Source organism: Lysobacter oryzae DSM 21044 (genome assembly GCF_059568595.1).
In genome coordinates this window covers 58,624-73,875 of record NZ_JCANTQ010000008.1, presented here as the reverse complement: position 1 = coordinate 73,875, position 15,252 = coordinate 58,624, and the positions used below count along the sequence as shown (strand labels likewise).

Annotated in this window: 10 protein-coding genes; 3 read left to right on the top strand and 7 right to left on the bottom strand. The window is 68.9% G+C overall.

Translation table 11 applies throughout. The features are described 5' to 3' along the window. The first annotated feature begins 54 nt into the window (after positions 1-54). Entirely contained in the window at positions 55-711 is a 657-nt protein-coding gene (locus BP05_RS00440; protein ID WP_496359363.1) for a thiopurine S-methyltransferase, read from the top strand. A 15-nt stretch (positions 712-726) separates the two neighbouring features. Here BP05_RS00440 and BP05_RS00435 read toward each other — a convergent pair whose 3' ends face one another. Both BP05_RS00435 and asnB read right to left on the bottom strand, forming a co-directional pair. Continuing rightward, positions 727-3,705, bottom strand: coding sequence for an EAL domain-containing protein (locus BP05_RS00435; protein WP_496359361.1), 2,979 nt, complete (start codon positions 3,703-3,705; stop codon positions 727-729). A 59-nt stretch (positions 3,706-3,764) separates the two neighbouring features. Continuing rightward, positions 3,765-5,474, bottom strand: coding sequence for an asparagine synthase B (gene asnB / locus BP05_RS00430; protein ID WP_496359359.1), 1,710 nt, complete (start codon positions 5,472-5,474; stop codon positions 3,765-3,767). A gap of 362 nt (positions 5,475-5,836) precedes the next feature. On the opposite strand from asnB, the gene BP05_RS00425 reads away from it, so the two are divergent. After that, positions 5,837-8,185, top strand: coding sequence for a penicillin acylase family protein (locus BP05_RS00425; RefSeq protein WP_496359357.1), 2,349 nt, complete (start codon positions 5,837-5,839; stop codon positions 8,183-8,185). 93 nt (positions 8,186-8,278) lie between these two features. Here the strand turns inward: BP05_RS00425 and dapE are convergent, their stop codons facing one another. The 5 genes from dapE to map are packed head-to-tail and all read right to left on the bottom strand — an operon-like array spanning position 8,279 to position 14,054. Beyond that, positions 8,279-9,406, bottom strand: coding sequence for a succinyl-diaminopimelate desuccinylase (gene dapE, locus BP05_RS00420; protein ID WP_496359356.1), 1,128 nt, complete (start codon positions 9,404-9,406; stop codon positions 8,279-8,281). A gap of 8 nt (positions 9,407-9,414) precedes the next feature. Further along, entirely contained in the window at positions 9,415-9,774 is a 360-nt protein-coding gene (locus BP05_RS00415; protein WP_496359354.1) for a Spx/MgsR family RNA polymerase-binding regulatory protein, read from the bottom strand. Between the two features lie 4 nt (positions 9,775-9,778). Then, positions 9,779-10,669 carry a 2,3,4,5-tetrahydropyridine-2,6-dicarboxylate N-succinyltransferase gene (gene dapD / locus BP05_RS00410; protein WP_496359352.1) on the bottom strand — a complete coding sequence of 297 codons (891 nt, stop codon included), beginning with the start codon at positions 10,667-10,669 and terminating at the stop codon, positions 9,779-9,781. Continuing rightward, a complete protein-coding gene (gene glnD, locus BP05_RS00405) occupies positions 10,666-13,281 on the bottom strand; it encodes a [protein-PII] uridylyltransferase (protein ID WP_496359350.1) in 2,616 nt (871 codons plus the stop codon). Before glnD ends, dapD begins: the two co-directional genes overlap by 4 nt. Next, complete coding sequence (gene map, locus BP05_RS00400) at positions 13,278-14,054, bottom strand: type I methionyl aminopeptidase (RefSeq protein WP_496359348.1); 777 nt, start codon at positions 14,052-14,054, stop codon at positions 13,278-13,280. Before map ends, glnD begins: the two co-directional genes overlap by 4 nt. A 377-nt stretch (positions 14,055-14,431) precedes the next feature. Between map and rpsB the strand changes: the two genes are divergently transcribed. After that, complete coding sequence (gene rpsB, locus BP05_RS00395; RefSeq protein WP_496359346.1) at positions 14,432-15,241, top strand: 30S ribosomal protein S2; 810 nt, start codon at positions 14,432-14,434, stop codon at positions 15,239-15,241. The last annotated feature ends 11 nt before the right edge of the window (positions 15,242-15,252 follow it).

Sequence of the window (15,252 nt, the reverse complement as noted above, 5' to 3'; positions counted from 1 at the left end):
CAGCGCGCCGCGGCGCGTTCAACATTCCAGTAACCCCCACTTCCTGGCGGCGCCATGCAACCCGACTTCTGGCTCCAACGCTGGCACGACAACCAGATCGGCTTCCACCAGAACAAGCCGACGCCGCTGCTGCTCAAGCACTGGCCCGCGATCGGGATGCCGGTGGGGGCGAAAGTATTTGTGCCCCTGGCCGGCAAGTCGCTGGACATGGTGTGGTTCGCCTCGGAAGGCTATCGGGTGCTGGGCGTGGAGATCTCGCCGCTCGCGATCAAGCAGTTCATCACCGAGCACGGCGTGGTGCCGGAAGTGCGCAACTCCAAGTACGGCGCGCGCTACCTGGCCGGCAGCGTCGAGATCATCCAGGGCGATGTGTTCGCCCTGGATGCTGCCGCCCTGGAGGACTGCAGCGTTGTCTTCGACCGCGCCGCCCTGATCGCGCTGCCGCCAGACCTGCGCCACCGCTACGTTCGCGACGTTTACTCGCTGCTGCCGCCGGGTTGCCGCGGCCTGCTGATCACGCTGGAATACCCGCAGGCCGAAAAGCAGGGCCCGCCCTTCAGCGTGACCGAGGCCGAAGTACGCGAACTGTACGAGCCCGACTGGTACGTCGAGGTGCTGGAGCGCCGCGACATCCTCGCCCAGCAGCCGGCCTTCATCGACGAAGGCGTGACCGCGCTGGATACCGTCGTGTACCGGCTAACCCGCCGCTGAGCGTTGCCCCGGCGCCTAGTGCCGGAGCTGGTTCGCCCATTCCGACGCCGGCCTTGCGCGCGAGAACAGGAACCCCTGCCCCAGCTCGCACCCCATCTCGAGCAGGCACTCGCGCTGCTCGTCGGTCTCCACGCCTTCGGCGATGACATCCATGCCGAGCGTGCGCGCCATCGCCAACACGGCCCGCACGACCGGCGTGCTGCCACCGCGCTCGTTGCGCTGCAACGCACTGACGAACGAACGGTCGATCTTGATCGAATGCAAAGGGAACCGATGGAGGTAGCTCAGCGAGGAGTAGCCGGTTCCGAAATCGTCCAGCGCGGCGAAGATGCCCGATTCGCGCAGGGCTTCCAGCGTGACCCGGACCTGTTCGGGATTGTCGAGCAGCGCGCCTTCGGTCACTTCCACGCGGATGCGGTCGTGGGCGAGCTGGTAGGTGTCGAACAGCTCCAGCATCTGCCCGGCCAGCGTCGGCGAACGGAAATGCCGCGGCGATACGTTCAGGGTGACGTATCCGCTGTCCTCGCCCAGCATGCCGATCTCCCGGCAGGTGCGTTCGAACAGCTGCCAGTCGATCTGTTCGACGCTGCCGTTCTCCTCGGCGACGTCGAGGAACTCGCCCGGCGCGACCAGGCCGCGGCGCGGGTGGCGCCAGCGCAGCAAGGCCTCGTAGCCGACCACGTGGCGGTCGGACAGGCGCACGATCGGCTGGAAGTGCGGTTCGAATTCGTAGCGCTGGATCGCCCGGCGCAGGTCGCTCTCCAGTTCGAGCAGCTGCAGCGCCTCGCGGTGCAGGCGTTCGTCGAAGATCTCGAAGCGCTGGCGTCCATGCGCCTTGGCGCGGTACATCGCCACGTCGGCGTCGCGTAGCAGTTCCTCCGCGCGGCGGTAGCGCGAGTGCCCCAGGGCGATGCCCACGCTGGCCGAGGTGAAGAGCTCCTTGCCGTCGATGTGCATCGGCTCGCTCAACGACTCGATCGCCCGCTGCGCGACGTGGCAGGCCTCTTCGGGAAGGTTGACGTCCTCGAGCAGGACCGCGAACTCGTCGCCGCCCAGGCGCGCGACCACGTCGAAGGGCCGCACGCAGGCGGCGAGCCTGGCCCCGGCCTGCTTGAGCATCTGGTCGCCGGCGAGGTGGCCGACGCTGTCGTTGATCACCTTGAAACGGTCGAGGTCGAGGAACAGCACGGCAAAGCGATGGCCGGGATTGCGCGACATCCGCGCCAGGGAACGCTCCAGGGCCTCGTACAGGAAGCTGCGGTTGGGCAGGCCCGTCAGCGAGTCGTGCATGGTTTCGTGCATCAACTGCTGCTCGGCCCGCTCGCGCTCGCGGATCTGCTCGCGAAGCTCGCCCACGACCTTGGCCAGCTCGCGCGTGCGGTCCATCACCCGGTGTTCGAGTTCCGACTGCGCCTGCTTGCGGTCGAGCGCGGTGAGGATGTGCTGCGCTACGTAGGCCAGGAGCGCCCGGTCTTCCTCGTCGTAGCGCTCGGCGACGTCGTAACTCTGGACCAGCACCGCGCCGCGCACGACGCCTTCCGACACCATGGGCACGCCCAGCACGTCCTCGGAGACGGCGCCGACGTACACGCCCTCGGGCAGGTCGAGCTGCTGGCTCACCTCGACCGGGTGGCCCATCACCGCGCGGCCGCTGCGGATGACGCCGAGCGTCATCGTGTCGCGCATCTCCGCCTCGGGAATGTCCACGCCGGTCGCGACCAGGCCCGGATCCTTTTCGTCGGCGTGGTAGATCACGCGCAGGGTTTCGTGCTCGCCGTCGTACATCGCGATGATCAGGTTGCGCGCGTACATCAGCTCCGCCACCACCAGGTGGATGCGCCGGAGCATCTCGTTCATGTCCAGGTCGCTGCTGGCCAGGTCGGCGATGCTGTACAGCGCGGCCTGCAGCTTCTCGCCGCGCTGGCGCTCCACCACCTCGGTCATCAGCGCGCGCGTGCGGTCCTCGACCCGGTGCTCCAGTTCCACCTGCGCCTGCTTGCGCTGCAGCGCGGTCAGGATGTGCTGGGCGATATAGCCGAGCTGGGCGCGATCGGCGTCGGTGTACTGGCGCGGCCGCTGGTAGCTCTGGACCACCATCGCGCCGTGCACCACGCCTTCCGACACCATCGGCACGCCCAGCCAGTCGGCGCTGTCCGGACCGAATTGACCCGCCGGTCCGAGCCCGAACTGACGACGCAACTGGTGCGAGGGCCCCATCGCCGGCAATCCGCTGCGGATCACCGCCAGGGTCAGGCTGTTGCGCAGGCGCTCGGCCGCAACTTCCTCGCCCACCTGGAAGCCATGCGTTCCCTTCTCGTCGGCGACATACATGAATCGCAGCGTGTCGCGCTCGGCGTCGTACAGCGCGATCAGGAAGTTCTCGGCGTACATCAGGCCCGCGACCACGGCGTGGGTCCGCCGCAGCATTTCCTCCATGTCCAGGTCGCTGCTGGCGAGGTCGGCGATCGAGTACAACGCGGTCTGCAGGTGCGCCGCCTTGCCCATCCGGCCGGTGGCGTGTTGCGCGGCCACGAGCTCGATCTCGGCGCGCATGCGCGCCGCCAGCAGCATCAGGAAATCCAGCAGCCCGTCCGGCGTGCCGCCCGGCTGCGCGCACTGCTCCGGCCAATCGGCCAGGAACACGGCGCGGGCGTAGTCCAACGCGTGGGCGATGCGCACCCAGCCGTCGCGGACCTTGGCACCGGCCACGCTGGCATGGCGCCCCAGGGCCTCGTCGATGAGCTGGGACTCCTCCTGCGTGAGCGGGGTGGTCGGCCACTGGTGCCGGCGCAGCTGGCCCTCGCTGGTGGTGCCCGAGACCCACACCAGGCGGGCATCGCGGCAACCGAATACGGTCTCCGCCAGGCGCAGCACCACCGCATCGATCTCCCCTGGCCGGGTAGGGGTCTGGGGAATCGCGACCCCTTCCAGCGCGCGCACGCCGGCAGGCTCGGAGCGCCCGGGCCCGCGCGGCGTGTTGAATGAGCTGGCCATACCAATTATCCAACGCTGCCGCGGGCCCGAAACGGCCGCGCGCCTGCGCGTGGCCCGGCTCAGGCCATCGCGGCCTCGTGCACGCCGGCGACCGCGCGCCCGGACGGGTCCGCCATGGCGGCGAACCTGGCGTCCCACGCGATCGCCGCCGGCGAGGAACACGCGATCGACTTGCCTCCCGGCACCGTCAGCGCGCAGGCCGCGCCCGGGAAGAACTGCTCGAAGACGTGCCGGTACAGGTAGGCCTCCTTGCTCTGCGGCGGATTCACGACGAAGCGGCTGGCCGCCGCAGCGAACACCCGGTCGCTCACCTGCGCTTCGGCGTGCGCCTTGAGGCCGTCGATCCAGCCGTAACCGACGCCGTCGCTGAACTGCTCCTTCTGCCGCCACAGGATCGATTCGGGCAGGTAGCCCTCGAACGCCTCGCGCAGGATCGCCTTCTCGATCGGCCGCGTTCCGCCCGGCCGCGGCGCCGCCATCTTGAACCGGGCATCCATGCGCATCGCGACGTCCAGGAACTCGACGTCGAGGAACGGCACGCGCGGCTCCACGCCCCAGGCCATCATCGACTTGTTCGCGCGCAGGCAGTCGTAGTTGTGCAGCGCGTCGAGCTTGCGGATGGTTTCCGCGTGGAATTCGCGCGCATCGGGCGCCTTGTGGAAGTACAGGTAGCCGCCGAACACCTCGTCGCTGCCCTCGCCCGACAACACCATCTTCACGCCCATCGCCTTGATCCGCCGCGCCAGCAGGAACATCGGGGTGGACGCGCCGATGGTGGTGACGTCGTAGGTCTCGACGTGGCGGATGACCTCGGGCAACGCATCCAGGCCCTCCTCGAAGGTGTAGGTAAAGCCGTGGTGCACCGTGCCGAGCGCTGCCGCCGCGACCTCGGCCGCGGCCAGGTCCGGCGACCCCGCCAGGCCGATGGCGAACGAATGCAGCCGCGGCCACCAGGCTTCGGCCTGGTCGTCCTCCTCGATGCGCCGGCGCGCGTAGCGTGCGGCCACCGCCGCCACCAACGAGGAATCCAGGCCGCCCGACAGCAGCACGCCGTAGGGCACGTCCGACATCAGCTGGCGATGCACCGCGCGTTCAAAGGCCTCGCGCAATTCCTGCCTGGCGACTTCCACGTCGCGTGTCGCCGCATGCTCGCGCCAGGGCTTCGCGTAGTAGCGCACCGGCTCGCCGCGCACGCTGTCGAAGTAGTGACCGGGCGGGAACTGGGCGACGTCCGCACAGGTATCGGCCAGGGCCTTCATCTCCGAGGCGACCCACAGGCGGCCGTCCGCATCGTGGCCCCAGTACAGCGGGCACACGCCGATCGGGTCGCGGGCGATGAGGTAGCGCTGCCGGGCACGATCCCATAGCGCGAACGCGAAGATGCCGTTGAGCGCGCCCAGCCACCGCGCGATGTCGCCATCGTCGCGGTACAGCGCATTGATCACCTCGCAATCCGAACCGGTCTGGAAGGCGTAGGGCTGCACCAGGCGCTGCTCGAGCTCGCGATGGTTGTAGATCTCGCCATTGACCGCCAGCACCAGCGCGCCGTCGCCGGAGCGCAGCGGCTGCGAACCGCCGGCGGGATCGACGATCGCGAGGCGTTCGTGGACCAGGATGGCCCCTTGGCCAGCGCCGCCATCGTCCTGGTACACGCCGCTCCAGTCGGGGCCGCGATGGCGCTGGCGCTGCGAGCGTTCGAGCGCGGCCCGGCGCAGGCCGTGGTGATCGTCGCCGGCCTGCAGGCCGAAGATGCCGAGGATGGAACACATGGGAAGACTCCTTCAGTGGTTCTTGCGGGGCTTGGTGGTTCAGGCGGGGGACACGCAAAACGACGAAGCCCGCGCTTTGCGGCGCGGGCTTCGTGAGCGATCGGGGCGTTGTTATCTAACGCGCACTAATCGCCGGCCCGCGGGAGGCTGGCGTTATTGCGGTTGTTATTGACCTGCCGGGCGAACATCGGAGCCGACGCGGGCATGCGGCCGCGCGGTGCGGCGGCGGTCATGCGGGCTGGAGTCCGGAAGCAGGTCATGGACCGATCCTGCGCGAGGTTGCGGCGACATTGCAAGCGAACGTTTCGACTGCAACGGCCGCAACGGCAGTTCGGCTAAGCTCCGGCGCGGAGGGAACACACATGCTGAAGTGGATCCGGCGCGGCCTTCTGGCCCTCGTGCTCTTGCTGGTCGTCCTGGTCCTGGCCGCCTGGTGGCTGCTGCGCGGGAGCCTGCCCCGACTGGATGGCGAGCTGTCCCTCGATGGCCTGTCCGCGCCGGTGACGGTGCAGCGCGACAAGCTCGGCGTGGTCACGATCGAGGCCGCCAGCCAGGCCGACGCCATGCGCGCGCTTGGCTACGTGCACGCGCAGGAGCGCTACTTCGAGATGGACCTGCTGCGGCGCACCGCGGCCGGCGAACTGGCGGGCCTGTTCGGCCCGATTGCGATCGACGTCGACAAGCAGCACCGCGTGCATCGCTTCCGTGCCCGCGTCGACGCCGACCTCGACGCCATCGTCGGCCCGCACCGGCCCGAGATGCAGGCCTACGTCGATGGCGTCAACGCCGGCCTGCACGACCTCAAGGTGCGCCCGTGGCCGTACCTGCTGCTGCGCACGCAGCCGGAGCCGTGGCAGCTGAGCGACTCGCCGCTGGTCGCCTATGCGATGTACTTCGACCTGCAGGACGGCGAGAACGCGCGCGAACTCGCACTGTGGAAGATGCGTCCGCACCTGCCGCCCGCGTTGTTCGCGCTGCTTACCCACGACGGCAGCCGCTGGGATGCGCCGCTCACCGGTCCGGCGCGCGGCGACGCGGTGCTGCCGACGGCGGACCAGGTCGACCTGCGCAAGCTGCCGCATCCGGACCGCGCGGGCGACGCCGAGCCGATGCCCCGCGTCATCGGCAGCAACAACTTCGCCGTATCCGGCGAACTCACCCGCGACGGCCGCGCCATCGTCGCCGACGACATGCACTTGGGCCTGCGCGCGCCCAATCTCTGGTTCCGCGCCCAGTTGCGCTACCCCGACGACCGCGCGCCCGGCGGTCGCGTCGACATCGGCGGCTTCACCCTGCCCGGCTTCCCCTTCACCGTGGTGGGCAGCAACGGCCACGTGGCCTGGGCGTTCACCAACAGCTATGTCGACACGCTCGACTGGGCGGTGCAGGACGTCTGCGGCGCGGACACGGCGCCGTCCTGCGTGCCCTCGGTTCATCACCGCGAAACCATCGCCGTGGCCGGGGCCAAGCCGGTCGAATACGACGTGGAGGAAACCGCGTGGGGGCCGGTGATGGCCCACGATGCACGCGGGCGCGCGCTCGCCCTGCGCTGGGTCGCGCACCTGCCCGGATCGTTGAACCTCAACCTGGTCGAGATGGCGCGTGCCCGCTCGCTCGCCGACGCGGTGGCGGTCACGCGCGCCTCCGCCATCCCCGCGCAGAACATGCTGATTGCCGACAGCCAGGGCGCCATCGGCTGGCGCTGGCTCGGACCGATTCCGGTGCGCGCCGCGACCTGCGACGCGACGCAACCGATCGAATCCATGGCGTCATGTCCGCCGTGGCCGATCAGCACGTCGCGCGCGCCGCTGCTGGTGCCGACGCACGGGCGGCTGTGGACCGCCAACAACCGCGTCGTCGGCGACGAGGTGCTGCGACTGGCGGGCGATGGCGGCAGCACGCTGGGCGCACGCGCGAAGCAGATCCGCGATGACCTGTTCGCCAGGCGACAACTGACCGAGCGCGACCTGCTGGCCGTCCAGCTCGACGATCGCGCCCTGTTCCTGCGCCCGTGGTGGCAGTTCCTGCGCGAGCAGGCGGCGCACAACCCGCACTCCGCGCTCGCCGAACTCGCCGCCGCCGCGACGACGTGGCAGGGCCATGCAAGCACCGACTCGGTCAGCTACCGCATCGTCCGTGCCTGGCGCCGTGCGGTCACCGATCGCGTGCTCGACGGCCTGACCGGCCCGGCGCAGGCAGCCCTGGGCAAGGATTTCGTGATGCCTGGCCTGCAGCAGCAGGAAGGTTTCGTGTGGCCGCTGGTGACGCAGCGCCCCGCGCACCTGCTGTCGCCGCGCTATGGCGACTGGAATGCGCTGTTCGAGGATGCCGCACGGGAAGTGCGCGACGACCTGGCCAAGCAGGGACCGCTCGCGCAACGCAGCTGGGGCGAACAGAACACGGCGCGGATCTGCCACCCGCTCGCGCGCGCGCTGCCCGGCTTCGCGCGCGGTGCGTTGTGCATGCCCTTCCAGCCGCTGCCGGGCGACGTGGCGATGCCGCGCGTGCAGGCGCCGGATTTCGGCGCTTCGGAACGGATGGTGGTGTCGCCCGGCCACGAAGCCGACGGCATCATCCACATGCCCGGCGGACAAAGCGGGCATCCGCTGTCGCCGTTCTGGGGGGCGGGCCACGCGGACTGGGTAGCCGGACGCCCGACGCCGTTCCTGCCCGGCGCCGCGGCGCACACGCTGCAGATGCGGCCGAATTGAGGAAAGAGACCTCCCTTCCCTCCGCGAGCTGATGGTGCCGCGGGACGGACGAGCGGCGAACGCCGCGACCGCCCGCCAACGTCGTGGCGCGATCTAGCGCAGCATCCGCTCGATCAGTTCGAGGTACAGGCCCGGCAACGCGTCGAGATCCGCGACGGCCACATGTTCATTGACCTTGTGGATGCTGGCGTTCACCGGCCCGATCTCGATGCACTGCGCGCCCAGCGGCGCGATGAAGCGCGCGTCGGACGTGCCGCCGCCGGTGCTTTCCTCCGGCGCGCTGCCGCTGAACTTCGCCAGCACGTCGCGGGCATTCGCGCGCAGCGGGCCTTCGCGGGTGTGGAACGGCTCGCCACCGCGGTGCCAGTGCACCTCGTACTCAAGGCCGTGTGCGCGCAACACCGCCTCGCACTCCTGCTCCAGCTGCGCCGCACGCCAGTTCGGGTTGTAGCGCAGGTTGAACAGCACGCGCAGTTCGCCGGGGATCACGTTGTTGGCGCCCGTGCCGGCATTGATGTTGCTGATCTGCAGGCTGGTGGGCGGGAAGGTCTCGTAACCGCCGTCCCAACGGCGCGCCGCGAGCTCGGCCAGCGCCGGCATCGCCTGGTGGATCGGGTTGCGGGCCTTTTCCGGGTAGGCCACGTGGCCCTGGATGCCGCGCACCGTCAGCGTCGCCGACAGTGTGCCGCGTCGTCCCACGCGCAGCAGGTCGCCGAGCCTATTCATCGAAGAGGGTTCGCCGGTGACGCACCAGTCGATCCGCTCGCCGCGTTCGCGGAACAGGTCGGCCACCTTGCGCACGCCGTCGATCGCATCGCCCTCCTCGTCCGAGGTCAGCAGCAGGCCGACACGGCCGGCGTGCTCGGGATGCGCGGCGACGTAGCGTTCCAGCGCGATCACGAACGCCGCGACGCTGCCCTTCATGTCCGCCGCGCCACGCCCGTAGAGCACGCCGTCGCGGATCTCCGGCACGAACGGGTCGCTGGCCCAGGCCTCGCGCGGCCCCGGCGGCACCACGTCGGTATGGCCGAGCAGCACCAGCGTGGGGCCACCATCGCCATGCGTGGCCCACAGGTTGTCGACCTCGCCGAAGCGCAGGTGCTCGCAGCGGAACCCCGCGCGCTGCAGCCGCTCGCCGATCAGTCGCTGGCAGCCCGCGTCGTCGGTGGTGACCGACGGCCGGGTGATGAGTTCCTTGGTGAGGTTGACGACCTCGCTCATGCCCGCGCTCACTTCGCAAGCCCGAAACGCTGCTTGAAGCCGTTGTCGCTGAAGCCCTGCGTGACCGCGCCGTCGTCGGTGACGACCAGCGGGCGCCGGATCAGCTGCGGATATTCCTTCAGCAGCAGCTTCCACTCCGCGTCCGACCCGGGCGTCCTGCGGTTCTCCGGCAACGTGCGCCAGGTCGTCGACGACTTGTTGATCATCGCGTCCCAGCCGCCGAGCTTGTCTTTCCATGCCACCAGCGTTTCCGGCGACTGGCGGTTGTCGCGGTAGTCGACGAAGGCGTGCGCGATGCCGAAGCGGTCGAGCCATTTGCGCGCCTTCTTGCAGGTGTCGCAGTTGTTGAGGCCGTAGAGCGTCGTCATGCGTTTATTCGGCCAGGCCGCGCAGCAGGTCGTTGATCGAGGTCTTCGAACGCGTCTTGGCGTCGACCTGCTTCACGATCACCGCGCAGTACAGGGAGTGCGAACCGTCCTTTGCCGGCAGCTGGCCGGACACGACGACGCTGTACGGCGGCACCGAGCCGTAGCTGATCTCGCCGGTCATGCGGTTGTAGACGCGGGTCGACTGGCCGAGGAACACGCCCATGCCGATCACGCTGTGGTGGCCGACGACGAAGCCTTCGACGACTTCCGAACGGGCGCCGATGAAGCAGTGGTCCTCGATGATCGTCGGCGAGGCCTGCAGCGGTTCCAGCACGCCGCCGATGCCCGCGCCGCCGGACAGGTGGCAATGCTTGCCGACCTGCGCGCACGAGCCCACCGTCGCCCAGGTATCGACCATGGTGCCCTCGCCGACGTAGGCGCCGATGTTGACGAAGCTCGGCATCAGCACCACGTCCTTGCCGATGTGCGCGCCGCGGCGGGCGATCGCGCCAGGCACGACGCGCGCACCGACCTTGCGGAACTCGCTTTCGCTGAAACCGGCGAATCGCGCGGGCACCTTGTCCCAGAACGGCGCCGGCTGCGCCTCGACCAGCTGCATCTCGTTGACGCGGAAGTACAGCAGGACCGCCTTCTTCAGCCACTCGTTGACCTTCCAGCCGCCCTTGCCGTCCGGCTCGGCGACGCGGAACTCACCTTTCTCCAGGCCTTCGATCACACGCTCGACGGTCGGTCGCGTCGAGCCGTCGATCTCGTCGATCGTCAGCATCGTGCGGCGCTCGAAGGCGCTTTCGACCATGAACTTCAGTTCGTCCACTCCCGGCCCCTTCGGCGCGGTCTTCTTCGCGACCTTGCGGGCCGGCTTCTTCTCGGTCATTGCTTCTCTCCATCGAGGCAGGCGAGCAGCGCGGTGCGCAGTGCCTGCTGTTGCGTTTCGTCCAGCGGCTGGTCGCGCTGGTCGGTGATCTGGAAAACGTCTTCCGCGCGCTCGCCGAACGTCGCGATGCGCGCGTCGTGCACGCGCAGCTGCTGCTGGCGCAGGACCTGGGCGACGTCTGCGAGCAGGCCCGGGCGGTCGTTGCAGACCAGGCTCAGCATCGTCCGGCCCGCCCTGCCGCCGGCGACGTTGTCGAAGCCGATCTGCGCCGCGATGCGGAAGTGCCTGAGATGGCGCGGCTGCGTGCGCCTCGTCGGCCGGATGCTGTCGAGCGAGCCTGCGAGCGCGGCGGACAGCCTGCGCTCGACGTCCTCGGCGCTGGGACTATGGCGCGTGTCCGCCGGTATGACCTCGAAGCTGTCGAAGATCATGCCGTGCGGGCCGTCCAGCACGCGCGCCTGCTGGATGGCGAGTCCGGCGCGGTCGAGCGTGGCCACGATCGCGGCGAACAATCCGTCGCGATCGGGTGAATGCACGAATACTTCCAGCGCACCCTCGTTGCCGCTCACCGGGCGGGCGCGCACGCAGCCCTCGCCGACGGCGACTTCGCGCAACGACGCAGCCTGCCAGGCGATCTGGTCGGGGCGGCTGCGTTCGAAGCCGATCTGCGGCATCCGGGCGAACAGTGCATCGACTTCGGCATCGTTGCTGCCGAATGCAGTCAACGTGGCGCGCGCGTCGGCGCGGGTCTCGTCGCGGCGTTCGTCGGCCGCGACGGGATTCTCCAGCCCGCGGCGCAGCGCGAGCCGCGTGGCCGTGTACAGGTCGGCCATCAGCCGATCCTTCCAGGCATTCCACAGCTTGGGCGAAGTGCCGGCGATGTCCGCGCAGGTCAACAGATACAGGTTGTCGAGGCGCTCGCGATCGGCGACCCGCGTGGCGAAGCGATGGATCACCTCGGGATCGGCGATGTCCTGCTTCTGCGCGGTAACCGACATCAGCAGGTGCTGCCGCACCAGCCATTCGACCAGCGCCGTGTCGCCTTCGGACAATTCATGCGCCTCGCAGAACTCGCGCGCATCGACCGCGCCGAGTTCGGAATGGTCGCCGCCACGGCCCTTGGCGATGTCGTGGAACAGGCCGGCCAGCAACAGCAATTCCGGCTTGCGCAGGCGCGGCCACACCTGGTGCGCGAGCGCGAAACGCTCGTCGGGCTCGCCCGAGGCGAACGAAGCGATGTTCTTCAGCACGGCCAGGGTGTGCTGGTCGACCGTGAACACGTGGAACAGGTCGAACTGCATGCGTCCCGAGACCTTGAAGAACGCGGGGATCCAGCGCCCGAGCACACCCAATCGGGCCATCCTGGACACCACGGCAACGGGCTTGGGGCCACGCAGCAGGCGCAAGAAACGCTGGCGCAATTCCGGTGTGGCCTCGAAGTAGGCGGGAATGCGCTCGAGCGCTTCGGCCATCGCGCGCGCGGTTCGCGAATGCAGGCCGCGGATCTCGTCATGGGCCGCCCAGGCGGCGAACAGCGCGAACAACTCGTCGATGTCGCGCGGCCAGTGCGGATCGCGCGCCGCGAGATAGCCGCGGCGCAGCTCGAACAGCTCGTCGAGTGGCTGCGGCTCGCCCTCGCCTTCCAACTGCTCCTCGAAGCGCTGCAGCAAACGGTCGCCGATGCGCAGCACGCGCGCGGCCGCGCGGTAGAAGCCCTGCATCATCTGTTCGACCGCGAGGTTGTCCGCGTTGTCGACGTGGCCCAGCCTTGCGGCCAACAGCTTCTGGTAATCGAAGCGCAGCCGTTCCTCGCGCTTGCCCGCGACCAGGTGCAGGCCGAAGCGCAGCCGCGCGAGCACCCGGCGCTCGCGTTCCAGCGTGGCGAACTCGTCGGCGCCGAGCTGACCTATCGCCATCAGCGAATCCGGGTCCCAGGTGCCGATGATCCGCAACGCGACCCAGCGCAAGGTGTGCAGGTCGCGCAGGCCCCCGGGGCCTTCCTTGATGTTCGGCTCGAGGTTGTCGGAGGTGTCGCCGAAACGGGCATGGCGGCCGCGCTGTTCCTCGCGCTTGGCGGCGAAGTACTCGCGCGGCGGCCAGATCAGGTTCGGCGAGATCGCATTGGCCAGTTGCGAAGCGGCGTCGAGGTCGGCGGCGAGAACGCGCGCTTCGAGCAGCGCGGTGAGCACGGTAATGTCTTCCAGGGCGGCGCGCGTGCATTCCTCGGCCGAACGCACCGCATGGCCGGTGGGCAATCCCGCATCCCACAACAACCGGAAGAAGCGCGCCAGCGCATCGGCGTGCGTGGCCTGGGCCCGGGCTTCGCCGACCACCAGCAGGTCGATGTCCGATTGCGGAAAGAGTTCGCCGCGGCCGTAGCCCCCGACCGCAAACAGGGAGAGCTCCGCATCCTGCGGCACGCAGTGCGACCACGCCTCGCGCACCACGGCGTCCACCTGCTGCGCGCGTGCCACGACCAGGCGGTCGATGTCGCCGTTGTCGTCGAAGCGCGCGGCCAGGGCGGCATCGCATTCGGCGATCGCGCTACGCGTCGCCGCGGCCCATTGCGCGTCGGCGACCGGGTCAGCGTGGTCGGTCGCCGCGGTGCTCACAGGTCGTTGTCGTCCCCGGGCAGCCGGGTGAGGATCTCGACGCCGGTGTCGGTCACCGCCACCGTGTGCTCCCACTGCGCCGACAACTTGCGGTCCTTGGTGACGACGGTCCAGCCATCCGGCAGCAGTTTGGTGTGGCGCTGGCCTTCATTGATCATCGGCTCGATCGTGAAGGTCATGCCCGGCTTCAGCACCAGGCCTTCGCCCGGCCGGCCGTAGTGCAGGACCTGCGGATCCTCGTGGTACACACGACCGATGCCATGGCCGCAGTACTCACGTACGACGCTGAAGCGTTCACCCTCGGCGAACTGCTGGATGGCATGCCCGATATCGCCCAGGGTCGCACCCGGGCGCACCGTGCGGATGCCACGGAACATGGCTTCGCGGGTCACGTCCACCAGCCGCTTGGCCATCACCGACGGGGTGCCGGCGAAATACATGCGGCTGGTATCGCCGTGCCAGCCGTCCTTGATGACGGTGACGTCGATGTTGACGATGTCGCCGTCCTTCAGGACCTTCGCCTCGCTGGGGATGCCATGGCAGATGACGTTGTTGACCGACGTGCAGATCGTCGCCGGGAAGCCCTTGTAGCCGACGTTGGCCGGGATCGCGTTCTGGACCTTGATGATGTGGTCGTTGCAGACGCGGTCGAGCTCGGCGGTGGTCACGCCTGGCTTCACGTAGGGCGCCACGACTTGCAGCACCTCGGCCGCCAGGCGGCCGGCGATGCGCATCTTCTCGATCTCGTCCGGGGTCTTGATGGTGATAGGCATCGGCAAATTATCGCCCAAGTGGGGTGGACCATGGCCGCCGGCCCGCAGAACGATGCGGCATGAACCGGCCGGGAGGCCCGATCGGCCGGCTTCAGCCCCCAACTGCCGCCCGAGGTTGCCCGGCCCCGCCCTTCCCGGCATAATCCCGCGGCTCTGCGGCCCGTCCGCAGGCCGTCACGCCGGACGACATCGGCGAATACACACCCGCTGCCACAGCCCGTGCCGGGGTGCTTCAAGTCCAACAGGACTGGAGTTCGGTCACGGAAGCAGCGGGGAGGACCAACCCCGGAACCCGCCTTCAGTGGCGAAGCCGTCCTTGGATGAGTCGCTCATTTCGAGCCCGTCGAAGGAGGCCGGTTCCCCATCGGAGTAATGCAATGCCCCAGATCACCATGCGCCAGATGCTGGAAGCCGGCGTCCATTTCGGCCACCAGACCCGCTACTGGAACCCCAAGATGGGTCCGTACATCTTCGGTGCCCGCGGCAAGATCCACATCATCAACCTCGAGAAGACCGTTCCGCTGTTCAACGACGCGATGAACTTCATCTCGGGCGTTGCGCAGAAGCGCGGCGTCATCCTGTTCGTCGGCACCAAGCGCTCCGCGCGCGACGCGATCAAGGAAGAAGCCGAGCGTTGCGGCCAGCCGTTCATGACCCAGCGCTGGCTGGGCGGCACCCTGACCAACTTCGCCACCGTGAAGAAGTCGGTCGCCCGCCTGAAGGAACTGGAAGCCGCTGAAACCGATGGCACCTTCCAGAAGCTGGTCAAGCACGAAGTGCTGACCCTGCGCCGCGAGCGCGAGAAGCTGGAAGCCTCGCTGGGCGGCATCAAGGAAATGAACCGCCTGCCCGACGCCCTGTTCGTGATCGACGTCGGCCACGAAGACATCGCCATCAAGGAAGCCAAGAAGCTCGGCATCCCGGTGATCGCGGTCGTCGACACCAACTACGATCCGGAACTGGTCGACTACGCGATCCCGGGCAACGACGACGCCATCCGCGCCGTGCAGCTGTACGCCCGCGCCGCCGCCGACTCGGTGCTGGAAGGCAAGGCCGCCGCCCCGCAGGCCGCTTCGGTCCGTGAGGAAGAGTTCGTCGAAGCCGCTGCCGAAGGCGAAGACAAGGCCCCGCGTGGCCGCGCCCCGGCCAAGAAGGCTCCGGCCAAGAAGGCCGACGCCGCCGAGTAAGACCTGCGTAA

Excerpts from the sequence above, each read along its gene's own strand:
- BP05_RS00440 (WP_496359363.1), top strand. The coding sequence starts at position 55 with ATGCAACCCGACTTCTGGCTCCAACGCTGGCACGACAACCAGATCGGC.
- BP05_RS00435 (WP_496359361.1), bottom strand. The coding sequence starts at position 3,705 with ATGGCCAGCTCATTCAACACGCCGCGCGGGCCCGGGCGCTCCGAGCCT.
- asnB (WP_496359359.1), bottom strand. The coding sequence starts at position 5,474 with ATGTGTTCCATCCTCGGCATCTTCGGCCTGCAGGCCGGCGACGATCAC.
- BP05_RS00425 (WP_496359357.1), top strand. The coding sequence starts at position 5,837 with ATGCTGAAGTGGATCCGGCGCGGCCTTCTGGCCCTCGTGCTCTTGCTG.
- dapE (WP_496359356.1), bottom strand. The coding sequence starts at position 9,406 with ATGAGCGAGGTCGTCAACCTCACCAAGGAACTCATCACCCGGCCGTCG.
- BP05_RS00415 (WP_496359354.1), bottom strand. The coding sequence starts at position 9,774 with ATGACGACGCTCTACGGCCTCAACAACTGCGACACCTGCAAGAAGGCG.
- dapD (WP_496359352.1), bottom strand. The coding sequence starts at position 10,669 with ATGACCGAGAAGAAGCCGGCCCGCAAGGTCGCGAAGAAGACCGCGCCG.
- map (WP_496359348.1), bottom strand. The coding sequence starts at position 14,054 with ATGCCTATCACCATCAAGACCCCGGACGAGATCGAGAAGATGCGCATC.
- rpsB (WP_496359346.1), top strand. The coding sequence starts at position 14,432 with ATGCCCCAGATCACCATGCGCCAGATGCTGGAAGCCGGCGTCCATTTC.